Annotated in this window: 24 protein-coding genes; 11 read left to right on the top strand and 13 right to left on the bottom strand. The window is 62.5% G+C overall.

Features of this window, described 5'->3' with window-relative positions:
* Nucleotides 1-58 precede the first annotated feature (58 nt).
* From FSO04_RS30285 to FSO04_RS30300, 4 genes are all read left to right on the top strand, one after another.
* A complete protein-coding gene (locus tag FSO04_RS30285; RefSeq protein ID WP_154565327.1) occupies nt 59-589 on the top strand; it encodes a (2Fe-2S)-binding protein in 531 nt (176 codons plus the stop codon).
* On the top strand, nt 586-1,848 hold the full coding sequence (locus FSO04_RS30290; RefSeq protein WP_414693484.1) for a c-type cytochrome: 1,263 nt from the start codon (nt 586-588) through the stop codon (nt 1,846-1,848). The genes FSO04_RS30285 and FSO04_RS30290 overlap by 4 nt, the downstream gene beginning before the upstream one ends.
* Nucleotides 1,849-1,972: 124 nt before the next feature.
* Entirely contained in the window at nt 1,973-2,389 is a 417-nt protein-coding gene (locus tag FSO04_RS30295) for a hypothetical protein (RefSeq protein WP_154565291.1), read from the top strand.
* A 650-nt stretch (nt 2,390-3,039) separates the two neighbouring features.
* Complete coding sequence (locus FSO04_RS30300; RefSeq protein WP_154565292.1) at nt 3,040-4,014, top strand: peptidoglycan DD-metalloendopeptidase family protein; 975 nt, start codon at nt 3,040-3,042, stop codon at nt 4,012-4,014.
* A 151-nt stretch (nt 4,015-4,165) separates the two neighbouring features.
* On the opposite strand, the gene FSO04_RS30305 is transcribed toward FSO04_RS30300, so the two are convergent.
* Both FSO04_RS30305 and FSO04_RS30310 read right to left on the bottom strand, forming a co-directional pair.
* Nucleotides 4,166-4,984 (bottom strand): alpha/beta fold hydrolase, encoded by an 819-nt coding sequence (locus tag FSO04_RS30305; RefSeq protein ID WP_154565329.1) that lies wholly within the window; start codon nt 4,982-4,984, stop codon nt 4,166-4,168.
* 461 nt (nt 4,985-5,445) lie between these two features.
* A complete protein-coding gene (locus FSO04_RS30310) occupies nt 5,446-5,844 on the bottom strand; it encodes a hypothetical protein (RefSeq protein WP_154565293.1) in 399 nt (132 codons plus the stop codon).
* A gap of 449 nt (nt 5,845-6,293) precedes the next feature.
* Here FSO04_RS30310 and FSO04_RS30315 point away from each other — a divergent pair, with 449 nt between their 5' ends.
* Genes FSO04_RS30315 through FSO04_RS30325 form a run of 3 tightly spaced genes read left to right on the top strand, consistent with a single transcriptional unit; the run spans nt 6,294 to nt 10,278 of the window.
* Nucleotides 6,294-6,749, top strand: coding sequence for a (2Fe-2S)-binding protein (locus FSO04_RS30315; protein ID WP_054036421.1), 456 nt, complete (start codon nt 6,294-6,296; stop codon nt 6,747-6,749).
* A gap of 1 nt (nt 6,750) precedes the next feature.
* Nucleotides 6,751-8,985: a xanthine dehydrogenase family protein molybdopterin-binding subunit gene (locus FSO04_RS30320; RefSeq protein ID WP_154565294.1), complete on the top strand. Its 2,235-nt coding sequence runs from the start codon at nt 6,751-6,753 to the stop codon at nt 8,983-8,985.
* A 12-nt stretch (nt 8,986-8,997) separates the two neighbouring features.
* Complete coding sequence (locus FSO04_RS30325) at nt 8,998-10,278, top strand: c-type cytochrome (protein WP_154565295.1); 1,281 nt, start codon at nt 8,998-9,000, stop codon at nt 10,276-10,278.
* 78 nt (nt 10,279-10,356) lie between these two features.
* Here FSO04_RS30325 and FSO04_RS30330 read toward each other — a convergent pair whose 3' ends face one another.
* The 7 genes from FSO04_RS30330 to FSO04_RS30360 form a co-directional block, all read right to left on the bottom strand.
* Entirely contained in the window at nt 10,357-11,013 is a 657-nt protein-coding gene (locus FSO04_RS30330) for an amino acid ABC transporter permease (protein ID WP_054036418.1), read from the bottom strand.
* A gap of 2 nt (nt 11,014-11,015) precedes the next feature.
* On the bottom strand, nt 11,016-11,768 hold the full coding sequence (locus FSO04_RS30335; RefSeq protein ID WP_154565296.1) for an amino acid ABC transporter permease: 753 nt from the start codon (nt 11,766-11,768) through the stop codon (nt 11,016-11,018).
* A gap of 67 nt (nt 11,769-11,835) precedes the next feature.
* Nucleotides 11,836-12,660 carry a transporter substrate-binding domain-containing protein gene (locus tag FSO04_RS30340; protein WP_154565297.1) on the bottom strand — a complete coding sequence of 275 codons (825 nt, stop codon included), beginning with the start codon at nt 12,658-12,660 and terminating at the stop codon, nt 11,836-11,838.
* A gap of 90 nt (nt 12,661-12,750) precedes the next feature.
* On the bottom strand, nt 12,751-13,824 hold the full coding sequence (locus FSO04_RS30345) for an ABC transporter ATP-binding protein (protein ID WP_154565298.1): 1,074 nt from the start codon (nt 13,822-13,824) through the stop codon (nt 12,751-12,753).
* 49 nt (nt 13,825-13,873) lie between these two features.
* Nucleotides 13,874-14,761: an ABC transporter permease gene (locus tag FSO04_RS30350; protein ID WP_154565299.1), complete on the bottom strand. Its 888-nt coding sequence runs from the start codon at nt 14,759-14,761 to the stop codon at nt 13,874-13,876.
* Nucleotides 14,758-15,741 carry an ABC transporter permease gene (locus tag FSO04_RS30355; RefSeq protein WP_154565330.1) on the bottom strand — a complete coding sequence of 328 codons (984 nt, stop codon included), beginning with the start codon at nt 15,739-15,741 and terminating at the stop codon, nt 14,758-14,760. Before FSO04_RS30355 ends, FSO04_RS30350 begins: the two co-directional genes overlap by 4 nt.
* Complete coding sequence (locus FSO04_RS30360) at nt 15,738-16,832, bottom strand: ABC transporter substrate-binding protein (RefSeq protein WP_154565300.1); 1,095 nt, start codon at nt 16,830-16,832, stop codon at nt 15,738-15,740. Before FSO04_RS30360 ends, FSO04_RS30355 begins: the two co-directional genes overlap by 4 nt.
* 550 nt (nt 16,833-17,382) lie before the next feature.
* Between FSO04_RS30360 and FSO04_RS30365 the strand changes: the two genes are divergently transcribed.
* Nucleotides 17,383-18,276: a LysR substrate-binding domain-containing protein gene (locus tag FSO04_RS30365; protein WP_154565301.1), complete on the top strand. Its 894-nt coding sequence runs from the start codon at nt 17,383-17,385 to the stop codon at nt 18,274-18,276.
* Nucleotides 18,277-18,323: 47 nt separating this feature from the next.
* Here the strand turns inward: FSO04_RS30365 and FSO04_RS30370 are convergent, their stop codons facing one another.
* Both FSO04_RS30370 and FSO04_RS30375 read right to left on the bottom strand, forming a co-directional pair.
* On the bottom strand, nt 18,324-19,406 hold the full coding sequence (locus FSO04_RS30370; RefSeq protein WP_154565302.1) for a calcium:cation antiporter: 1,083 nt from the start codon (nt 19,404-19,406) through the stop codon (nt 18,324-18,326).
* A 437-nt stretch (nt 19,407-19,843) separates the two neighbouring features.
* On the bottom strand, nt 19,844-20,206 hold the full coding sequence (locus tag FSO04_RS30375; RefSeq protein ID WP_154565303.1) for a BON domain-containing protein: 363 nt from the start codon (nt 20,204-20,206) through the stop codon (nt 19,844-19,846).
* 394 nt (nt 20,207-20,600) lie between these two features.
* On the opposite strand from FSO04_RS30375, the gene FSO04_RS30380 reads away from it, so the two are divergent.
* Entirely contained in the window at nt 20,601-21,248 is a 648-nt protein-coding gene (locus FSO04_RS30380) for a DNA-3-methyladenine glycosylase (protein WP_154565304.1), read from the top strand.
* A 269-nt stretch (nt 21,249-21,517) separates the two neighbouring features.
* Entirely contained in the window at nt 21,518-21,862 is a 345-nt protein-coding gene (locus FSO04_RS30385) for a DUF4148 domain-containing protein (protein ID WP_154565305.1), read from the top strand.
* A 284-nt stretch (nt 21,863-22,146) separates the two neighbouring features.
* On the opposite strand, the gene FSO04_RS30390 is transcribed toward FSO04_RS30385, so the two are convergent.
* A complete protein-coding gene (locus tag FSO04_RS30390) occupies nt 22,147-22,590 on the bottom strand; it encodes a CBS domain-containing protein (protein ID WP_154565306.1) in 444 nt (147 codons plus the stop codon).
* 267 nt (nt 22,591-22,857) lie between these two features.
* On the opposite strand from FSO04_RS30390, the gene ribA reads away from it, so the two are divergent.
* Nucleotides 22,858-23,508, top strand: a complete 651-nt coding sequence (gene ribA, locus FSO04_RS30395; RefSeq protein ID WP_154565331.1) for a GTP cyclohydrolase II — start codon at nt 22,858-22,860, stop codon at nt 23,506-23,508.
* A gap of 176 nt (nt 23,509-23,684) precedes the next feature.
* Here the strand turns inward: ribA and FSO04_RS30400 are convergent, their stop codons facing one another.
* A complete protein-coding gene (locus FSO04_RS30400; RefSeq protein ID WP_154565307.1) occupies nt 23,685-23,885 on the bottom strand; it encodes a hypothetical protein in 201 nt (66 codons plus the stop codon).
* Between the last annotated feature and the right edge of the window lie 6 nt (nt 23,886-23,891).

Below are 23,891 nucleotides of genomic sequence, written 5' to 3' on the forward strand. Positions count from 1 at the left end.
CCGCCGCCCGACAGACAGGGGGGCGAGGCGCCCGCAGCCCCTTTCCCGCCCCCCGCCGCTGCGGCCAAGGGTAGCGGGGAAGACCGTCGGCCCGACCGACGTGCCCGCCGGTCTGATGATGATCGACTTCCTGCACGAGTATCTGCACCTGACCGGCTCGCGCCTCGGCTGCGGCCAGGGCATCTGCCACGCGTGCGTCGTGATCGTCGACAAGCCGGACGGCACCAGCGAAGAAGTGCGCACCTGCATCACGGGCGCGAATTTTTTCCACGGCAAAACCATCCGCACGATCGAAGGCCACGCGAAGCGCAACGAAGCAGGCGAGGTCGTCGAACTGTCGCCGATCCAGCAGAAGTTTCTCGAACACTTCAGTTTTCAGTGCGGCTACTGTACGCCCGGTTTCGTCAATGCGGCGACCGTGCTGATCGAACGTCTGAAGCGTCAGCCGATTGCTAAAGACAAGGTCGAGCAAACCATCACCGAGGCGCTGAACGACCATATCTGCCGTTGCACGGGCTACGTGCGCTATTACGAAGCCGTGAAGGAGGTTGTGATGACCACGCCAGGCCTTGTAAAGGACGCGGCATGATGACTCCCTCGAAGAATGTGCGCCGCGCGTTGCTGTTGCTCGGCACGGCCGCGTTGCTAAGCGCTTGTGGCCAACAGGACGACTCCGCCGCAGCGATGCGGGCTGCCGCCGCAATGGGCCCGCAGTCCACCGCGGCCGATCCGCTCGCGCGCGGCCGCTACCTCGTGAAAGCCGCCGATTGCGCCGCCTGCCACACCACGTCGGATGGCGCGCCGTTTGCCGGTGGCGTAAAGCTGGCTTCGCCGTTCGGCACCTTTTACGGCACCAACATCACGCCGGACAAGGACCACGGCATCGGCAACTGGAGTGCGGACGATCTCTACAAGGCGCTGCACGATGGCGTCACGCCGACCAAGCAGTTGTATCCGGCCATGCCGTACACGTCCTACCGCCAACTGTCGCGCGCGGATAGCGATGCGATCTACGCGTATCTAATGGCGCAGAAGCCGGCGGTCGTGGCGAACCACGAGCCCGAGTTGTCGTTCCCGTTCAACATGCGTTTTGGTGTGCGTTTCTGGAACTGGGTGTTCCTGAAGGACACGTTGCCGGACGCATCTAAAGGGCAATCTGCAGACTGGAATCGCGGGCGCTATCTGGCGAGCGCGCTCGGCCATTGCGCCGAATGTCATACGCCGCGCGGCAAGTTCGGTCAGCTCGACGGTGCCAGGCCGCTGACGGGCGCGGCGCTCGGCAGGATCGCCGCACCGGACATCACACCGCATGGTTTGGCAGCACGCGGCTGGACGGCCGCGGACCTGCAGACGTTCTTCGCGACGGGCATCGCGCCGCAAGGCTCGGCGTTCGGCGAGATGTATCCGGTCGTGCATCTGAGCAGTCAGTACATGACGCATGACGATCTGCGCGCGATGTCGACCTATCTGCTTGGTGACCAGGCGCTGGCGCCGCAACCATCGCAATCGGTCTCCGCCGATGCCGCGCAACTCGAGGCCGGGCGCAATGTGTATCTCGCGGTGTGTGCGGGCTGTCACGGGCTGAGCGGCGAGGGCAAGCCGCACGTTGCGGTGCCGATGCACGGCAACTCGACAGTGCGTCAAGGCGATGCGCACAACCTGATCGTGGCGATGCTCGACGGCATCGGCGCGCAGGATTTCCCGGGCCTCGAGCGGATGCAGGAGATGCCGGGCTTCGCCACGCAACTCAGCGACGCGGAACTCGCGCAGCTCGCGAATTATCTGCGCGCGACGTACGGCGGCCAACCCGCCGACGTGACGGCCGATGCGGTGAAGGCGTTGCGTTGAAGCGTGAACGGCGCGCAATGAACTCACGCGTAATGGTCTGCTCAAACGGTATCGCGCCGTTGCCGTCCGGCGGCGCGCCGTACGTTTCGCCGTAGACCGGTCCGATGTCCTTCACGGAGACTTCATGAGTCATCTCGCCACGCAGATTCTTCCTCGTCATAGTGACCCTCATTCGGTGGGTGCACCGCTGGCTTGCGTACAGGGTACGATCAGCAAGGTGTTCCTCAGCCCGGAATTCCACCACGCCGCCGATCACCAGCAATTCGTCATCAGGATCGACAAGGTCGTGAAGTTCGAAGGCGGCACGCAGAACCTGGTCGGTACCGAAGTATTCGTTGCCGTGCGCTACGGCGACAGCGAAGGGCTCGCGCAGGCAATCCCCGGTCTGCAGGCCGGGCAGCCAATCGAGGCGCAAGGCGAATACATCGCCGAAGCCAGCGCCTATCCCACCGCCGACAACAACAACCCTGTTCTGCCGGTGCTGCACTTCACGCATCATCCGGTCGGCTACGTGCTGTATCAAGGTCATACCTACAGCTAGGCCAGGCCAGTCGCTGCGAGCCGGGCGGGCGCACGCCTGTCCGTCCGCTCGCCTGCGCATTTCCCCTTGGCTCCTCGTCTCGCGTACCGGCAATTCAAGTTTTCGCAGGGTTCTGCCGATAAGCAAACGTTATCGTCCGGTCGTCGGGCGACGCAGCCGTTTGCGGGTCTTCGCGATCATGCGCGTAGAGACACCAGGCAGACACCGCGCGTGCGGCGCGGACGGACCTGATGTGCCGGCTGATGCCGCCTGGGCGGCGGCCACTGGACCAGCACCGAGCAGCGGAGGCTCCAGGACATGCGGCGCCGGACTGGTTGCGGATGCAACCGTGTCTGCAACACCGTGAGTAAGGTTTGTATCTGTTTGTGTGAGCCGGGACGTTTTTTGCAAAATGCACTTTACAATTCCGCGTGAATTTTAATCGGCAATCTGGCCCTTTTCGCGGAAGATCGGCTGTTTTTGAGCATCCGGGCGTCCGGGCATCCGGCGTCCGGTGAAGCGAAAGGGATTGGGTTGGACGGCAGGGCACGGATGGGCGCCGCACGAGGCGGCCTCGCTGTGTCGCGACAGAAAGCAGCGCTTCGTCAGAACGCGCGCATCGCACGCGACAGGGCAGCATCCGGCTCGCCAATAAAAAGCAGGAGTCGAACATGTTGGGAAAGCGTTTCGACAGAACAATGATGGCCAGTCTGGCTGGCGTGTGGGTTGCGCTGGCGGTCAGCGGTTGTGCGAATGTGGGGCAGCAGGACGCGCAAGCTGGCGGGGCATCGGGCGCATCGGCTGCGTCCGGTGTGCCGGCAGCGGCTGCAGTGCCGGCTTCTGATGCGCTCGCAGGTTCGTCGGTCAAGCCAGCCGCCGACGACGGCACGCCGCTTAAAAAATCGCCGCCGTTGGTGTATCGCGTCAAGCGTGGCGACACGTTGGCACGCATCGCGCAGCATCATCATTGCAGTGTCAGGCAGTTGCAGGCGTGGAATGGCCTCAAGCCCTCCTCGCGGTTGAAGCTCGGGCAGGTGCTGCACGTCGCTTCGCCGGAAACGGTCCGGGCGGTTAGTTCGGCCAATGCGGCAGCAAACGCGGCAGCCGCCGCTGCGAAGGCTGCGGCGGCGTCCGCGCCGGCTGTTCCGCTTGCCGCGCAGCAGGCGCCGGCGGCAACCACGTCGCAGGCAACGGCGCAGTCCGCCACGCCATCACCCGCGCCCAGCGCCGCCGAGGCACGCGAAGTCGCGCAGCAAACCTCCCGGCATGCAAACGGCGTATCGCTGGCATGGCCTGCAGGTGGCCGTGTAGTCGAAGCATTCCAGCCGGGCGAAACACGCGGCATCGAAATCGGCGGAAAGGCCGGCGATCCGGTGCGGGCCGCGGCCGACGGCAAGGTAATGTACGCCGGCACCGGTTTGAACAGCTACGGCAGTCTGATCATCGTCCAGCACAACAAGGACTTTTTGACCGCGTACTCGCATAACCGCAAGCTACTGGTCAAAATCGGCGACATCGTGCGGCAAGGCCAGCAGATTGCCGAGATGGGCGACGAGAACAACTCGCGCGTCTCGGTCGGCTTCGAGTTGCGCCGCGACGGCAAGCCGATCGATCCGATGCCGTATTTGCCGCAAGGCCGCGGCTAGGCGAGCCTAGGAATTAGCCGACGATTTTTCGCCAATACCAAACAAGCAGCGATCCCGGTTAGTCATTTGCCGGTATCGCTGCTTTGTCACATCCTCGCATCCGGGTCGACTACAGGGCAGATCAGATCGGCTACCGGTAACGCGCCTTCCTTCAATCGAACCAGCGCAGCGCCGCTGCGACGATCGCTTCGGGTGCATCTTCCTGCACCAGATGACCGGCCTTGGGCACTGCCTGAAAGCGCGCCTCGGGTATGACCGCCGCCAGTTGCCGGCCGCGTTCGAGTGGAATCCACTGGTCGTCTTCGCCCCACAGGATTTGCGTCGGGCAACGCATCTGCGGATAACGTGTTTCGACCGCGTCGGTATAGCGCTGATCCATTTGGGCGATCTGGCGGTAGAACGCGGCTTGTCCCGTTGCGCCGAGCCACGGTGTTACATAAGGCGCGAGTTCCTCGTCCGGAATATCGCGAGCGATGGCGCCACGCACGTATGCCTTCACGACCGCTTCGTGGATATACGGCGGCAGCCCGGCGAAGGCTGCGCCGTGTTCGCGCACGTGCTGCACGAACGGCGACCCCCATGGTGCGACGGCGACCGGATCGATCAGCGTCAGGCTGCGATAGTCGCACCCGTCAATGAGATGCGCGCGCAAGGAAGTCGCGCCGCCGAAATCGTGCGCGATGATGTCCGGATTCGTCAGTTGCCAAAGCGCGAGCAATTCCGCCAGCAGCACGTTCTGCACGCCGAGCGAGACATCCTGAGCGTCGCGTTGCTCGGATTGGCCGTAGCCAAGCAGATCGTAGTAATACACGGTGCGAACTTGCGCGAGATGCGGGGCGATGCGATGCCACACATACGAAGAAAACGGTGTGCCATGAACCAGCACCAGCGGCGGGCCGTTGCCGGTCACGCGAAAACGCACGGTTTGATCACGGAACGTATAGCTTTCGGGAAGCAGCCAGTTTTGCATGGTGATGAGCGTCACGAGAAAGTCTGCTTACCTTAGCAGGGTGCTCCGAAGCGCGCTGACCGGCTTTTCGCAGCATCCTCCGGGTACCTCCCGCAAAAGCTCACCTTTGTTTTAGTCAGCAAAGCCAGGCAAATTCAAAAGACTGTGACTCACGGCGTCGCCGGATCGATCGGTGAGTGGTGCTGACACAGCGCACTGTTACGAAACGAGCATAAATCACCTTGAAACAAAGTATTTTTGTGTTGGCTGGATTCGGGAAGCCTGGTAATCGTCGAGGACGCGTCGATTCGGTATTCAACGAAACGACGCGTGACCGACCAAAATGTGCGCATGGCAATGGTGAGCTAATTCGGGGGCCGAAGGCTCAATCAATACCGGATGCGGCACTGCCACACTCCACCACGGCGACCAGCTCTGCTGGCTAACGCCGACGAAGCCCAGGTGAAGTGACGCGCCGCCGGCTACTTCGCTTCAGCGCCGCGCAGCAATTGCGAAACCTGGCCGTGGTGATGCAGGATCGCCGGGTCGGCTTGCAGGAGCGGCAAGTAGCGCGGCAGGAATGCGTTGTTGGGCTGGTCGGGTGAAAAGAGGCCAGAGACGGCTTCGGCTGCGGCGAGCCGATCGGCGGCGTCCGCCTCCTTGTCGTCGAGAATTTCGTCGACGTTAGCGATCACCGTGGAGAGCGGCGTGAGCCAGCGGAACGCAGAGCCGTTGATGAGCACCTGCAGGAAGGCCGCCGGGGTCACGGGGCCGAATTCCTTTTCGTACGACGCGCGCTCGTGATCGAGAATCGACTTATGCAGCGCCAGTAGCGGTTTGCGAATTTCCGAGAGGAATTGAATGCATTGCTGGTCGTTCATCTTGCCGCTCCTTCGGATAGTCATGCCGGATCAAGCCGGGCGATCGGGTCAAGCCAGATCCATGCTAACAAAATCGCTCGAAGATGCATCAATAAATAAGATTGATGCGCGCACGCGAAGCGCATCAGATCAAGCCGGTGTCGCAATGGTAACGCATTGATTTAAATCTCGTTTCACTTGCGGCAGGGGCCGCGGCTGCGTCTTTCTCAATGCGTGGACACGCTGCGGACATGTGCACCCTGTCTGCGAACTTCTTTATCCACGGCTACAATTTCCAGGTCTCTTCCAGTGCACTCGCGCTGCGCATCATCTCCTGTACGCATTGAACCGCAGCCGCATCGCGTATTAGCACGGCGTGTCGAATAAACCCGGCAAGTCTTTGCGTTTTGGTTCGACGTCTCTGTCTAAACATCCGCCTGACAAACAATAAACCCCACCCGGAGCCGCCCATGACAACGTTCAACATCAACGGCCAGACTCATACTGTCGACGCACCGCCTGACATGCCCCTCTTGTGGGTGTTGCGCGATCTCGTCGGCTTGACCGGCACCAAGTTCGGTTGTGGCATCGCGCAATGCGGCGCATGCACCGTGCACCTCGATGGCGTCGCGGTGCGCTCGTGCGTGCTGCCGGCGGCGGCTGTGGGCGACAAGAAAATCACCACCATCGAAGCGGTCGGCAGCACGCCGGCCGGGCAGAAGGTGCAGCAGGCATGGCGTCAACTGGACGTCGTGCAATGCGGCTACTGTCAGTCGGGGCAGGTGATGTCGGCGGCCTCGCTGATCGCGAGCAACCCCAATCCAACCGATGCGGATATCGACGCCGCCATGGCCGGCAACATCTGCCGCTGTGGGACATACAACCGCATCCGCGCGGCGATCAAGCAAGCCGCGAAGGGAGCCTGACATGTCCCAGGGATTGCTCGATTCACAAAACGGCGCGCAGCCGTCGAAGGGCGGCATCTCGCGCCGCACCTTCCTCAAATTCGGCATCACGGTTGGTGCGGCAACCGGCGGCGGCTTGCTGCTCGGCTTCAGCATGCCGGCCGCCAGTCAGGATCAGAAGACGGGCAAATCGGTCATCGGCGGCGATGGGGATGAAGCGCCGCAGAACGGCGTGTTCGCGCCGAACGCCTTCATCCAGATCGACACGGCGGGCAAAGTTACGCTGGTGATTCCGAAGGTCGAAATGGGGCAAGGCGTCTACACGTCGATCCCGATGCTGATCGCCGAAGAGCTCGAAGTGCCGCTCGACTCGGTCACGCTCGACCATGCACCGCCGAACGAAAAGCTCTTCATGGATCCGCTGCTCGGCGGCCAGCTCACCGGCGGCTCGACGTCGATCCGCTATGCATGGGAGCCGATGCGCCGGGCTGGCGCGACCGCGCGCACAGTGCTGATCAGCGCCGCCGCGCAGCAATGGCAAGTCGATCCGGCAAGCTGTCATGCAGAAGCCGGTCAGGTGATTCATGCGGCGAGCAATCGCAGCATTGGCTACGGCCAGTTGGTGACAGCGGCTGCCAAACTGCCTGCGCCGCAGAACGTCAAGTTGAAAGACCCGAAAGACTTCAAGCTGATCGGCACCGCGGTGAAGCGTCTCGATTCGCCCGAGAAGGTCGACGGCACCGCCATGTTCGGACTGGACGTGCGCGTGCCGGACATGGTCTACGCGGCCATCGCGAACTGCCCGGTGTTCGGTGGCACGCTCGCGAGCGTCGACGATACCAACGCGAAGAAGATTCCCGGCGTGCGCCAGGTCGTCAAAGTGGATAACGCGGTCGCCGTGATCGGCGATCACACGTGGGCCGCCAAACGCGGTTTGCAGGCGCTGGATATCAAATGGAACGAAGGCGCGGGCGCGCAGATCGGGATGAAGCAGATCGTCGACGATCTCGCCAATGCCGCGCAGCGAAACGGTGCGGTGGCGCGTAAAGACGGCGACGTGAACAACGCGTTTTCAAACGCGAAAACGCGCGTCGACGCCGTGTATCAGCAGCCGTTCCTCGCGCACGCCACGATGGAGCCGATCAACTGCACGGTACACGTGCGGCCCGACGGTTGTGATATCTGGCTCGGCTCGCAGGTGCCGACGCGGGTGGTGGACGCCGCGGTTGCCGTCACCGGCTTGCCCGCGGACAAGATTGTCGTGCACAACCATCTGATCGGCGGCGGCTTTGGCCGGCGGCTCGAGTTCGACATGGTCACGCAGGCGGTCAAGATCGGCAAACAGGTGTCGACGCCGGTGAAGGTAGTGTGGACGCGCGAAGAAGACATCCAGCACGACATGTACCGGCCGTACTACTACGACAAGATCTCCGCCGGGCTCGACGCGAACGGCAAGCCGATCGCGTGGCAGCATCGGATTGTCGGCTCGTCGATCCTGGCGCGTTTCGCGCCGCCGGCGTTCAAGAACGGTATCGATCCGGATGCGGTGGAAGTCGCCTCGGACCTGCCGTACGACTTGCCGAATCAGCTGATCGACTATGTGCGGCAGGAACCGCACGCAGTGCCGACTGCATTCTGGCGCGGCGTGGGACCGACACGCGGCACCTTCGTGGTCGAGAGTTTCATCGACGAACTCGCCACGCAGGCGAAAATCGATCCGGTCAAATACCGCCAGGATCTGCTGGGCAAAACGCCGCGCGCGCTGAACGTGCTCAATACCGCCACGCAGGCGGCGAACTGGGGCAGTGCGGTGCCCAAGGGCCAGGGGCGCGGCGTGTCGGTGATGCATGCGTTCGGCAGCTTCTTTTCGATGGTGGTCGACGTCGCGGTGGATCAGGGCGAGGTGGCCGTCAAGCGCGTGGTGTGCGCGGTCGATTGCGGGATGGTGGTGAACCCGAACACGATCGAAGCGCAGGTACAGGGCGGCATCATCTTCGGCATCACGGCGGCGCTCTACAGCGAAATCACGATCAAGGACGGTCGAGTGGAGCAGAACAACTTCACCGACTACCGGATGCTGCGCATCGATCAGGCACCGCCGATCGAGGTGCATATCGTGAAGAGCAGCGAGGCGCCTGGCGGCATCGGCGAGCCCGGGACGGCGGCGCTCGCGCCGGCTCTGACGAATGCGATTTTTGCGGCCACCGGCAAGCGGCTGCGGCAATTGCCCGTCGGCAGTCAACTACAAACCGCCTGACTGGAGCCCAACATGAAAAACACACTGAAGGGTTTCGGTGCTGCGCTGTGTATGGCGTTACCGTTCCTCACGCAAACTCCGGCGCAAGCCGCGGATCAGGCGCTGGTGCAGCGCGGCGCCTATCTGGCGAAGGTTGGCGATTGTGTCGCTTGCCATACGGCGCCGAAAGGCAAACCGTTCGCGGGTGGCCTGCCGATGACCACGCCGATGGGCCAGATCTACACCACCAACATCACGCCGGATCAGCAAACCGGCATCGGCAATTACACGGAAGAGGACTTTGCGAAGGCGATGCGCGAAGGCGTCGCGAAAGACGGGCACAACCTGTATCCGGCGATGCCGTATCCGTCGTATGCAAAGGTCAACGACGACGACATGAAAGCGCTGTACGCGTACTTCATGAGCGGCGTCGCGCCGGTGCTACAGGCGAATCGCGAGCCGGACATCAAATGGCCCTTGAACATGCGCTGGCCGTTGAAGTTCTGGAACATGGTGTTCCTGGAGAAGGGCGCCTATCAGGACAAGCCGGGCAAGGATGTCGCGTGGAATCGTGGCGCGTATCTGATTCAGGGGCTGGGGCATTGCGGCTCGTGTCATACGCCGCGCGGCGTCGCGTTCCAGGAAAAGGCGCTGGATGAAAGCGGCAACGCGTTCCTGACGGGCGGCGTGCTCGACGGCTGGTTCGCCGCGAACCTGACGGGCGAGCACAACGTCGGCCTGGGTCGCTGGAACGATCAGGATCTGCAGGCGTTCCTGAAGACCGGCGCCAATCGCCATGCGTCGGCATTCGGCTCGATGACCAGTGTGATCAACAACAGCACGCAGGGCATGAACGATACCGACATCGCTGCGATGTCCACGTACCTGAAATCGCTACCGCCGGCGGGCGGCAGTGGCGCGCCGCCGTATACGTATGACCCACAAGCGACGAAGGTATCGCTGAACCGTCCCGCGAACGATGCCGGTGCGCGTGTTTATACGGCGTATTGCATGCACTGCCATGGCGTCGATGGACGCGGCTTTGCGCCGATGCTCGCGCCGTTGGCCGGCAATCCGAACGTGCTGGAGAAGGATCCGTCCTCGCTGATCAACGTGACGCTGAACGGCACGGAGGACCTGGTGATCGGCGGTATTCCCGCGCCGTATCCGATGCCGAAGTACGCGCCGGTGCTCAACGACCAGCAGATCGCCGACGTGCTGACCTTCGTGCGGGCCGGGTGGAATAACGGTGGTTCGGCTGTCACGGCGGGCGACGTGGCGAAGTTGCGGAAGTCGACCCAGGCGGCTCGATAGACGCACCGGGCTGACAACGAAAAAAGCGGCAACCGTGCAAAACGGTTGCCGCTTTTTTTACAAGCCAGTATGAAAGCGTCAGCGGTGCTGCCCCACCTTCTGCCGCTTCTCCAGCACCCGCGCGTACCACGTCAACGGGAAACACATCGCGAAGTAAATCATCGCGACCATGCCGTAGATCGGGAACGGGCGGAATGCGGCGTTGGTGATCATCGTGCCGGTCTTGGTCAATTCCGTGAAGCCGATGATCGACGCGAGCGCCGTGCTCTTCACCACCTGCACGAGGAAGCCGACCGTCGGCGCCACAGCGATCTTCAGCGCCTGCGGCCAGATGATGTAGCGCAGTTGCTGGCTGAACGTCATGCCCAGACTCGCGCCCGCAGCCCATTGACCACGCGGCACGGCTTCCACGCAACCGCGCCAGATATCGACCAGATACGCGCTGGTATAAAGCGTCAGCGTGACGGCTGCCGCAACCCATGGCGACACATCGACACCCAGCAACGGCAGGCCGAAGAACGCCAGAAAAAGCTGCATCAGCAACGGCGTGCCCTGAAACACTTCCACATACACCACAACGATTCGCCGCAGCCAAGGCAACGGCGACACGCGCATGGCGAGCAGGATCAGCCCGACAATGCCGCCGCCGACAAACGCGATCAGCGACAACAACACCGTCCAGCGGGCGGCGAGCAACAGATTGCGGGCGATGTCCCACAGGGTGAATTCGACCATGATCAACGCTCCGTCGGCAGAGTGCGGGCGGCGCGCCACATCAGTCGGGTGCGCCAGTTACGCGGCGCGCTGTCGCTGCTGCCGCCGCGAGCTACGCGGCCCGCGAAGAGGCCACGGCCGAGCCGGTTCATGAGTTGCCGCAACACGATCGACAACACCAGATACGTCGCGGTGATGATCACGTAGCTCTCGAACGAGCGGAAATTGCGCGACTGGATGAAGTTGGCCGCATAGGTCAGATCGGGCACCGAAATCTGCGAGACCACCGCCGAACCGAGCATCACGATCAGCACCTGGCTCAGCAGCGCGGGAAACACGTTGGCGATCGCCTGCGGCAGCACGACGTAGCGAAACACCTGCCGTCCATGCAGGCCGAGCGCTTGCGCCGCCTGCACCTGACCGCGCGGGATCGAGTCGATACCGGCGCGCACGATTTCGATTGCGTACGCGCCGAGATTGACGGTCATCGCCAGAATCGCGGCCTGCACCTCGTCGATATGAATGCCGAGGCTCGGCAAGCCAAAAAAGATGAAGAACAACTGCACGATGAAGGGCGTATTGCGGATCAACTCGACGTAGGTCGCGACCACCCAGCGCGCCCACTTCGGCCCGGCCACCGCAATGCTCGCGCCACCAATGCCGACGAGGCCGCCGAGTATGGTGGACACGGCGGTCAGCCCCAGCGTGACGGCGACGCCGCGCGCGAGCAGCCCCGCATACAGGCCGAAGCCGCTGAAATCGAACGCATAGGTCATGGCGTGGCGCTCATCGTGAGGTCAAACTCCGGCGCGGGCCGGCCTGGCCGGTCCGCGCAATAAAGGTTCAGAGGTCGGCCGGCAGCGGCGCACGCAGCCACTTCTGCGAAATCGCGTTCATGGTGCCGTCCTTGCGGGCCTTGGCAATCGTTTCGTCGACTTTCTGCTTCAGACGCGGCTCGTTCTTGTTCAAACCGACGTGATCCGGCGAGCTGAACAGCGAGAATTTCTGCTCCGGATCGTTCGCCGGATGACGCGCGAGAATCGTTGCGCCGACGTCGTTGCCGACTACCATCAACTGTACCTGACCAGAAAGAAACGCCGAAATTGCGCCGTTAGGATCGTCGAATCTTTTGATGGTCGCGCTGGGGGGCGCGATCTTGCTGACGCTCAGGTCTTCCAGCGTGCCGCGCGCGACCGAAATCGATTTGCCGGCGAGGTCGGCGGCGTTCTTCACGGGCAGCGTTTTCGGGCCGAAGACGGCGAGATAGTAGGGCGCGTAGGGCTGCGAGAAGTCGATCACCTTTTCGCGTTCCGGGGTCTGGCCGACTGAAAGCAGCATGTCAGCCTTGTGGTCGGCGAGGTAGGCCATGCGGTTGTCGCCGGTCACCTGCACGAGTTCGACCTTCGCGTTGAGCGCCTTGCCGATCAGATTGGCGACGTCGATGTCGTAACCCATCGGCTTCATGTCCGCGCCGATCGAGCCGAAGGGTGGGTAGTCCTCGAATACGCCGATCCGTACCGTGCCGGACTTGGCGATGTTGTCGAGCGCGTCCGCATGCGCGGCCGACGAAAAGGCGCACAGTGCGCCGAGGCCGGTGAAGGCGAGCGTCGCGGCGAGGGTGGCGAAGACTCGGCGTGCGTTTGATTGGGCAACTTGGGGTTGATTCATGGTCTTTCCTCTGTCGAAAACTCGGTATTGGAATGGGTTTCAGTGAACGCTTCAGCGACGCGTTTCGGTGCCTTGCCTCAGCGATACGTTTCAATGCGCCGCACGGGCGGCGATCAGTTTGCACGCGTGTGGTGGCAATTCCGCGAACACCGGCATGCCGAGCGTCAGCCCCGGCGTTTCGCGCGGTGTGGTCGCGGCAGTCAGGGTGAATCCTGCGCAATCGATCGTGGCTTCCAGGGACGCCCCCACGTCACGGATAAAAGTCACCGTGCCCGCGAGCCGGTTCTGCCCGGCATCACCGGACGCTGCTTTGACGCAGACGTCTTCCGGCCGGATCAGCAGGCGGATATCGCTGCTGGACTCAGGCATCCGCGCCGGTTGCGCGACCGCAATGCGCCTTCCACCCGGCAGACTGACGCCACCCGCGCCGTCGTAGCTGACCGGCAGGATGTTGCCGAGGCCGATGAAGTCAGCGACGAATTCGCTGACCGGATCGCGATAAATATCAAGCGGCTTGCCGACTTGCGCAATCCGGCCTTTTTCCATCACCACGATTTCGTCGGCCATCGTCATCGCTTCGCGCTGATCGTGCGTGACCATGATCGTCGTGATGCCGAGACGCTGTTGCAGCAGGCGGATCTCGACCTGCATCGCTTCGCGCAGCTTGGCGTCGAGCGCAGAGAGCGGTTCGTCGAGCAGCAGCAGTTTCGGTTGCGAGGCGATTGCACGGGCAATCGCCACGCGTTGCCGCTGGCCGCCGGAGAGTTGCGTGACCGGACGGTTCGCCATGTGCGGCAACTGGATCAGTTCCAGTAATTCAGCGACGCGGCGCGCTTGCGCATCTTTTGCGGTCTTGCGCAGCTTGAGCGGATACGCGACGTTCTGCGCCACCGTCATATGCGGAAACAGTGCGAGCGACTGGAACACCATGCCGAAGTCGCGCTGGTTCGCAGGCAGATGCGTGATGTCGCGGCCGGCAAAATTGATGCTGCCCGAGCTCGGCGTTTCCAGCCCGGCGATCATCCGCAAGAGCGTGGTCTTGCCGCAGCCGGACGGCCCGAGAAAGCACACCAGCTTGCCGTCGGGCACGCTCAGATCGACGCTGTCGACGGCATAGGCCGCGTTGAAGCGCTTGGTCACGGCCTGCAAGGTCAGATGGGTCATCGAATGCTCCAGCAAAAAGACATCAGCACAGCGCGAATCGGAAGGATGGTCAAAGCGCCACCCCTTCGTCGCCGATCAGCTTTTCGAGCAGCCAGATCAGCGCGAAGTCGATTGCGACGATGAATACGGCGAAACAGAACACGGTCGGATCGAGCGACGACACCGTGCGGCTATAGAGCCACACCGGCAGCGTCATCGTGTCGATGCCGTACAGGAAGAAGGTCACCGTGAATTCGTTGAACGAGACGATGAACGCGAACAGCATGCCGGCGAGAATACCGGGGCGCATGAGCGGCAGGATCACGTCGATCAGCGCGCGGCTCGGGCTCGCGCCCATCACGCAGGCGGCTTCCTCGAACTCCGGGCCGATCGAGGCCACTGACGCCGCGCAATTTTTCACGGTGAACGGCAGCGCCAGAATCACGTGCGCGATGATCAGGCGGAATACGCCGAGTTCGACCGGCAGCACGTTGAACACCAGCAACAGCGACAAGCCGAGCATCACCAGCGGATAGACGAGCGGCAACGCCACCAGTTGTTCGACCGCGGGCTTGCCGCGAAAACGGTAGCGGCTCAGCGCGTAGGCGGCGGGCACCGAGACGAGCGTGGCGATGACCATCGTCGAGAGCGCGACGATCAGGCTCGTGCTGAGCGCGGCGCCCATCGAGAGGGAGTCGCTCGCATCCGGCGAGACGAAGCTGTGCCACGCCGCGCGATACCAGTGCAGGCCGTAGGCATGTGGCGGGAATTCGAGCGTGTCGGCCGCGCTGAACGACATCGTGATCATCGTCAGGATCGGCAGCGCGGCGAGAAACAGCACGATGGCGGCGAGCAGCGCGGTGGCTTTGCCGAGCTGGCCGGGCATGGTGGTCGGCAAACGCGGCAAACGCGGCAGGCGCGGTGGGCGTGCCAGGGGAGTCTGGATCGGCGTGCTCATGCGTGAGGCTCCTCGGCGAGACGTTGTGTACGGCGCACGAGGCGCTGCGACAGTGCCATCACGGTGAGCGTCGCGACCATCAATACGACGCCCGATGCGGATGCGGCGGGCCAGTTAAGCAAGGGCGCGACCTGGTCGTGGACCAGCACGGCGAGCATCGGCACGCGGCGTCCGCCGAGCAGCAGGGGCACGGCGAAGGCGCTGGCGTTATACGCAAACACGAGCAGGGCGCCGGACACGAGCCCCGGCATGGCGAGCGGCAGCAATACATGACGCAGCGTTTGCCAACGCGTCGCGCCAAGCGTGGCCGCGGCTTCTTCATACGAGCTCGAAACCGCGCGCATCGCGCTCGACAACGGCAGCACGGCCAGAGGAAACGCCGTCTGAATCAGACCGAGCAACACGCCATGTTCGCGATACAGCCACATCACCGGGCGCTCGACGAGGCCGCTGCCGAGCAGCGCGTGATTGAGGAGACCGGCCGGGCCGAGAATGATCAGCCAGCCATAACCTTGCAGCAGCAGATTGACGAGCAAGGGCAGCAGCACGCCTGCGAGCAACAGTCGCCGCGCCAGCCGCGACTTGGTGCGCGCCATCGCGAGAGCAACGGGAATCGCCAGCAGCACGGCGCAGATCATGCTTTGAAATGCGAGCCTCAACGTGAGCCACAGCGACTTCATGAAATAGCCGTCGATGAGATCGGCGTAGTTCTGCAGCGTGAAGCCGTGCCATTCGTTACCTTGCGTGCCGAAGCTCATGCGCAGCACGACGAGTGCTGCCGCGCCGAGAATGGCCAGAAACAGCAGGATCGGCGCGAGCAGAATCCAGGGGCGCGCTTTCGCGAGCGCCGTGGACGCCTGCTCGTCCGGTGCGCGGGAAGCGGCGCCGGGCGAGCCGGAAGCCGCGCCCGACGCGTCACCGGACGCAGCGTCCGACGCCGACGAGGCACGCCGCGAGAAACGCGCGAGCATCGCGGTCATGCCGAGAAAATTTCGGTGTAGCGCTTGATCCACGCAGGCTGCACGACGGCGAGCGCTTTGTCGTCATGCAGGATTGCTTTCTCGGCGATCTGCTGCGGGCTCGGCACGAACGCGCGGCTCTCGGCCGGAATCACCGCCTTCGAATTGACCGGTCCGTTCAGCACGTCGGCAGCCATGCGGCCTTGCACACCGGCATCGAGCGAATGGTTGATAAAGGCGTGGATCAGATCGCTGTCGGCGGGATGCGACTTCGGGATCACCGTGAACATCAGTTGTGTGGCGAAGCCTTCCTTCATCCCGTAGGTCACGCCCATCTTGTACTCGGGTTTGCGGATCTGGTCCGGGAAAAAGGCCGGCGAATAGATGCCGCCGATATCGAGCGAGCCGGTGCGGAACAGATCGGCCACCTGGTTCGGATTCTCGCCAAGCGTCATCACGCGATCTTTCAGCTGCATCAGCTTCTTGAAGCCCGGCTCGATGTTCTGTTGCGAGCCGCCGTTCATTTTCGCTGCGATGATCGCGAGGTCCACCGCTTCGGCCCATTCAGGCGGCGGTAGGAACAGGCGTCCGGCGTACTTCGGGTCCCACAGCGCTTCGTACGAAGACGGCGCCGTCTTGACCGTCGACGTGTTGTAGATCAACCCATCCGACCACAGCAGATAACCCACGCCGAAGCCGTTCGCGCCCGTGCGGTATTGCGGCGCGACCTCTTTCAGATTCGGCAGCTTGTCGAGATCGGGCTTCATCAGCAGGCCCGCGTCGCCTAGACCCGCCGCGCCGACACCGGCCAGGGTGATGACGTCGTAAGTGGGGCGATCGCCCGCGGCCTTCACCTTGGCGACCATGCCGGAGGTGCCGTCGGCGCGGTCGGCGATGACCTTGGCGCCGGTCTTCGCCGTGAACGTGGCGGCGATGTTGCGCAAGGCGGCGGCGCCGGTGTCGTCCGACCAGGTCAGCAAGCGCAGTGTCTTGCCGGAGAAGTTGTGCTCCTGTGCCCGCACGTTGATGAACGGCATCGGCAACGTGGACGCCGCGAGTGCTGCGCCGATTGCCTTGATGGCCTGCCTTCTACCCCGTTTGATCTCTTGCATGGCGGTCTCCTGTGTTGAACGCCTGTTGCCTGGTGATATTCGCTCTGACCGCTGCTGCTGCATCGCCCATTTGCGTTGCCCGTCGTTCCCAACCTCACGCGATACCGGGTGCGTTGCGTGTTGATGCACTCTAGGTTTGCCAAAATCCCTCAACAAACGAAATATGCGCATGGAACGCATGACGGAATCTCATGGGTAGGCTGTCGCGCGACGCTAGCGGCGGCTTTGCTGTGGTCCGTGGGAACGCCAATCCAGTGGCGTATCGGGGTTAACGTCCATGATTTTTTTGCGCAGGCGGGCTGGAGGGAGGTATGAGGAAAGCTCGGTTCTGGTGCGGTATCCGGCGGGATGCGCCCTGAGTCGGTGCAAGCGGTGGCGCTCAGACTCGGATTAATAACCGGGCCATGAGCGAAATGCATGCATATTTGCCCGCGCACAACACGTGCGAAACATTCTGATCGCTTATCCTGTGGGCTCGATGGGCGTGATGGCACGCAAGGCCGCCCGCCCGCGCAATGACTTTTCCTGATCCCTGACCGGACTTATCCAGATGCGACGTCTCCCGCCGCTCAATGCGCTGCAGATTTTCGAAACCGTCGCGCGGCATCGCAGCTTCACACGCGCCGCTGACCACCTATGCCTGACACAAGGCGCGGTCAGCCGGCAAATCATCGCGCTCGAGGACTACTATAAGTTTCCGCTCTTCAAGCGCCATGCAAAGGGCCTGACGCTGACCGCCGAAGGCGAACTGTTGCTGCCGGCCGTCAAGGAGAGCTTCGCGCGTATCGAAGAGATATCGCTGCGCCTCACGCGTCAACGCACCGATCTCGCGCTGAAAGTGCCGACCTGCGTCATGCGCTGGATGTTGCCGAAGATCATGCGCTTCCAGGCCGAGTATCCCGAGCTGCACGTTCAGATCACCACCACCTGGCAACATGACGTCGACTTCCAGCTCGAGCCGTTCGACGCGGCGATCATCTATGGTTCGTCACCGGGTGCGGACGTGCAGGCGGTGCCCTTGTTCGAGGAGCGTCTGACGCCGGTGTGCGCGCCCGATCTGCTGAAAGACAAACCTCTGGACGAGGTGGCGGATCTGGCGCGCCACACGCTGCTGCATCCAACGCGCGACCATCGCGACTGGAAGATGTGGCTCGCCAAGGTCACCGAGGTGGATGCCGCGAATGCGCCTGCGATCGATGCTGAGCACGGCCCGAGCTTCGACACGCTCGACATGGCGACCAACGCCGCTTTGCAGGGCTTCGGTGTTGCCATCAGCGATCTTGCCCTGATCGACGAAGACGTCGCGGCCAAGCGTCTCGTGCGGCCATTCGATACGGTGCTCAAGACCGGCTGGCGGTATTACTTCGTGTATCCGGATTCAGTCGCGCATCAGCAGAAGCTGAATCTGTTCCGCGACTGGATTGCGGAGCATTGGGAAGAGTAGGAGAGCAGCCCGTCGTTTGGGTAGAGCGCGGATCGTCAAGCCTATCGTCAGGGCGCGAAGGACAGAAACAGATACGCCGCGAACAACGACAGATGGACGGCGCCTTGCAGGATCGTCGTGCGTCCGGAACTGAGCGTCAGGGTGCCGACGATCAACGTGAGCACCAGCAGCACAGTTTCCTTGCCGTCGATACCGAGGATGAGCGGCTGGGCGGTCCACAAGAACACCACGGCGACCGTTGGAATGGTCAGCCCAATGCTGGCCAGCGCCGAGCCGAGCGCGAGATTCAGGCTGTTCTGCAAGCGATCGGCGCGCGCCGCGCGCACGGCGGCGAGCCCTTCCGGCAACAGCACCAGCGCGGCAATGATAATGCCGACCACCGCCGGCGGCGCGCCCGCGTTCTTCACTGCCGTTTCGACCACCGGCGAGAGCACTTTCGCGAGCAACACGACGGCGACGAGGCACACCACCAGCAAGCCGCCGGCTGCCAGCGCGACACCGGCACTCGGTGGGGCGGCATGGACGTCCTCGTCGGGGACGCCGGCAAGAAAGTAATCGCGATGCCGCACGGTCTGGACGAACACGAACACCCCATACAGCACCAGCGAAGACACCCCCGCGAACGCCAGTTGCGACGACGACAAAACCGGGCCGGCACTCGTCGTCGTGTAGTTCGGCATGACCAGAGTCAACACGGACAATGACGCGAGCACTGCCAACGACGCCGCAGCGCCGCGACTTTGAAAATCCTGCTCGCGATGCCGGATACCGCCCACCAGCAGGCAGATGCCCACGATCCCATTGCACACGATCATCACCGCGGCGAATACGGTGTCGCGCGCAAGCCCGGCTTTTTCCGGCCCGGACGTCAACATCACCGAAACGATCAGCGCGACTTCGATCACCGTGACGGCCACCGCCAGCACCAGTGTGCCGAACGGCTCGCCGACGCGATGCGCGACCACTTCCGCGTGGTGCACCGCTGTGAACACCGCAGCGCACAGTGCGACCCCGATCAGCGCGAGCAGCAACCCGTTGCCCGGCAAGGCATACGCGATGCCCAGCACGATCCAGGCAACGAAGGGCGCGGCAATGGTCCAGCGGGGCAAAACGGTCGCGGGCGTGGTCATTCAGGGCTTCCTTTCGTTGCGTGTTCTTGTTGCTTGTATTGGACTGGCGCAGCAAGCGCGGACGGGCGCCGATGACACACGGGCGTGAGACACGGGCGCGGGCGCAAATCCTAAACCATCCTGTCAACAACGCGCCCTAACGCATTAAATTATAAAGGATAGTTCATAGCGGACGAGGTTTTGTCAGTCCGTGCGACGGATTGTGCCGACGCAGTGGCGAAGGCGGCAAGGCAACCTGCGGCTCATCGGCATCTGAAGGATTGAGTCGCGCAGGATTGCGCGGAAAATGCGACGCGGGTTCGATGGGTGAAACTCCATCAGACCACCACTGCCAGGTTGGCAGTTTCAGGGAAAGAATCCGAATGTTTAGGTCCGGACGCGCCGCCTCGTGATGAAGCGTTGCGTCCGGATGTAGCGCAACGACTGACTAAAGCGGTTTACTGTCCGACCGGACGGATCGACAGTGCGTTCTTGACCGACGTCACGCCCGGCACGGCTTGCGCGGCCTGGGTTGCCAGGTCGACTTGCGGTTGCTCAGGCACCGTGCCGGCCAGCGTCACTGCGCCGCCACGTGCGCGCACGGTGATGTTGGTCACGCTCAGGCCCTTGGTTTTCGACAGGGCGGTGCGCACCTTGCGTCCCAACGCACGGTTGGCCGCCTTGGCCGCCTTGGCGCTCGGCGCCGAAGAAGCAGCCATGGGGGCCGCCGGAGCAGCGTCGCTGCTTTGCGCGTACGCATTGACGGATGCCAGAACGATCAGCGCGCCGCCGACCATCTTGATTGCCTGGAATGCTTTCATTCAACTCTCTCCTATTGTCATGGATACGACGGCCCCGGGATGGGCCGGTGTACTGCACCAGCGGGTACTTCGGGATCAAATCTGAATGGAACGTTGCTGCGATCGAGCGACTTCTTGCAATCTGTAAGCTGATCAGGCGCGCCTAAGCACACGCATGCCGGCAAAGGCTGTCCTGCAAGCCGGAAACACACGATACTCCAATTAGTGCCATGGTGAATGCGTCAGTGCCTGGAAATGAGGTTTTGGTACAACGAATGGGCCGATGAAGGCAGGCCGATGGCGCTCCACCGCTTGGTGCGGCGCGGGTGGCACGCCCGTTGGCGTGTCTGCTGCACTGGCAGGTCGCGCATCTATCGAACCCTGCGCCTGGCGCCTAACGACTCGTCCGAATTGCATGCCGAATCAGCCTCTATCTATCCTCCCATTGCTTCGTGACGATTTGCCGCTCGATACCGTCGCGCTGGCACGTTTCATGATCGGCAAATATCTGGTGCACGACCTCCCCGAAGGCCGTATCAGCGGCCGCATTGTCGAAACCGAGGCGTACCCGCTCGGCGATTCGACCAGCCACGCGTTTGCAGGCCGCCGCCCGTATAACGGGTCGATGTTTCTCGCCCCCGGCCACGCTTATATCCGGCTTACGTACGGGCTTTCGTACATGCTGAACATGTCTGCGGAAGCGGAAGAGGTCGGCGCAGGCATTCTGCTCCGCGCGATCGAACCGCTGGAGGGCTTGCAGTTGATGGAAGCGCGGCGGCCCGGCGTGCCGTTGCGCGATCTCGCGCGCGGTCCCGGCCGGCTCACCATGGCCTTGGGCATCGACCAGTCGTTTGACGGCCGCGATCTTTGCAGCGGACATGGCCTGTGGATCGGCGTGATCGAGACGGGTGATGTGCAGATCGGCGTGACGACGCGCATCGGCTTGTCGCGCGAGATGCATCGGCCGTTACGGTTTTTCGAACCCGGCAGCGCGTTCGTCAGCGGACCGCGAAAATTGCTGCTGCCGCCGCACGCCGACGCATTGACCAGTGCGCAAATCTGACTATCCGCGCCGGGCAATGCGGCAAAACACGCTCAGCGGGGGTGCTTTCTCGAAACGTCAGACGCAAAGGTTACGATTCCGACAATTATTACGGTAAAACGAAGCCTTCAATCAAGTTTGGCGGTAAGTTTCGTCACACTCTTGCGTTTTGAACAATTATCTATCTCACAATTAAGGGTTTTCCCGCGATGATTGGGTGACTAGACTGAAATCACTCGCTTCTCACATGGTGTGGCAAGCGAAGCAAAAAACAGGTCTGGAGGTAAGTCATGAAATCGCTCATCAAGGCAATCGCCATTGCAGCCGTTCTCGCCGCCCCAGTTGCTTCGTTCGCTCAATCGAGCGACCAGCCTGCGACCCGCGCGGAAGTCCGCAGCCAATTGATCCAGCTTGAACAAGCGGGTTACAACCCGGCCGCCAGCAACGACACGAACTATCCGCGCGACGTTCAAGCCGCCGAAAGCCGTGTGCAGGCGCAAAACCCGGCTGTCGCGCAGACGCAGGAACCCGTCGCGGATACCAGTGGCTACGGTGGCCGGGCGAGCGGTTCGTCACAAGCGGGTGGCGTCTTGCAACCGACGTCCGGTCCGAAGTCGGTTTATTTCGGTAACTAGGTTTGGAGCCCGGCTGGTGCGGCCGGCAGTTGATCTGATCGAAGCGGGGCGTGCGTGAACCAGCTCAACGCACGTTCCGCGTTCTGCAAGCAATCAGCAGTGTGATATGGCGAGGCACATGCGCGCTTTATGCGGCGTGCATTCTCGCAGTCCACAATTCAGGAACCTCCGCTGCCGCAAGGTAGCTTCGCCCAACCTTTTTCAAGGATTGGGCTTTTTTTGCGCCCCGTTTCGGCAGGGTGCGACGCCCGGCGTGTGGCGCGACCTGCGATAGGCCGCGAACCTCAGGGGCGTTCGCCGTGGATATAGAACTCGAGTTGCTGAATCGTGAATTGCTGCTCGGCGATGATGTTCTTCACCAGGTCGCCGATCGATACCATGCCTACCAGGCGGTCGTTTTCGATGACCGGCAAGTGACGCATGCGCCGTTCGGTCATCAGGGCCATGCAGTCGTCGGTGGTCTGGTCGGGGCGGACGAAGCGCACGGCTTTGCTCATGATGTCGCGCACCGGCGTAGCCTTCGATGAACGGTCCAGCAGGACGACCTTCCGCGCATAGTCCCGCTCCGTAACGATCCCGGCGATGCTGTCGCCGTCCGTTACGACCAGTGCGCCGATGCCTTTTTCAGCCATCAGCTTGATCGCCTCGTAGACAGAATCGTCGGCCCCGACCGTGAAGACGGTGGTGTTGTTCGGTTTGGTTTTAAGAAGCTGTGCAACGCTTGTCATGGAGCGACTCCGTTTCGCAGTGCAGCACGCCGATGCGGCGCGCTGGCGTGAGGGACAGGCCATTCCAGTATAGGCGCGGTGTGCGGCGGACGGACCTCGGGAATACCTGTGGCGCGCGGTGCGTTCAACTCAGGTAGCCATGTGATGTGCGTCGGTTTCGTACGCGGCACGCGGGCATCCGGGCGCGGTGTGCCGATTAGCGGTAAACTGCCGGTCCATACCGCATCCCAATATTGCGGGTTCATGTCAGCACCATTGTCCAACGCCATGCTCACGTCTCACGATCCGTCGCAAGCAACAGACGGCGCACCCAGCGGCGAGTGCGTCGTCCTCGACGCTACCGCCACGCTCCCCACGCGCTACGGCACGTTTACCTCCTACGTGTTTCGCGTGGCCGAAAGCGGCGCCGAACATCTCGCGCTCGTGATGGGCGACGTCGCAAACCAGTCGTCCGTGTTGACGCGCCTGCACTCCGAGTGCCTGACGGGCGACGTGCTCGGCTCGTACCGCTGCGATTGCGGCGAACAACTCGATCTGGCGCTGCGCTATATCGCGGCTGAAGGCTGCGGCGTGCTGCTGTATCTGCGCGGCCACGAGGGGCGCGGCATTGGCCTGTCGAACAAGATTCGCGCCTATGCGTTGCAGGAGCAGGGCCGCGACACCGTCGAGGCCAATCTCGATCTCGGCTTGCCCGACGACTCGCGCGAATACGATTCCGCGGCAGGCATTCTGCGCACGCTCAAGGTCACCTCGGTTCGCCTGATGAGCAACAATCCGGAAAAATTCGACACGCTGTCAAAGCATGGCATTCCGGTGTGCGAGCGCGTCGCGCTGGCAATTCCGATGCGCGAGGAAAACGAGCGCTATATCCGCACCAAACAGTTGAAGTTTGGGCACTACTTCGACGAAAACGAATAATTGACGTGTGCGCACCGGCCACCGTTTGCAAACGGCGGCCGGTGTCGTGGCGTCGGTTTTGTCAATTTAGTGCGGACTTTGACATGGTGATGACCCATCTGCGGCGTGTCTACGGCTTATCGAACCGCGAGTGGAGCCGAATTGATTCGATTCGATTCGATTCGAGCCGCGTCGAATCAGAACAAACCAAAGTCGTCGTTGCTATCGGGAATCGCGTTGAGCATGTCCCGAAGCGCTCGCCAACCGATGAGTCCCGCAAGACCTGCTGAGATGGCCGTCCAGTAGCGGGTGTTCGTCGTTCCGCGTGGTTGCGGGATGTGATGCGTCGCGCTTTTCCGAGCTTCCATCGATGCGCGCAGCAAAGGGCAAGTATGCATGTCGTT

This window comes from Paraburkholderia madseniana, from assembly GCF_009690905.1.
Classification (GTDB): domain Bacteria; phylum Pseudomonadota; class Gammaproteobacteria; order Burkholderiales; family Burkholderiaceae; genus Paraburkholderia; species Paraburkholderia madseniana.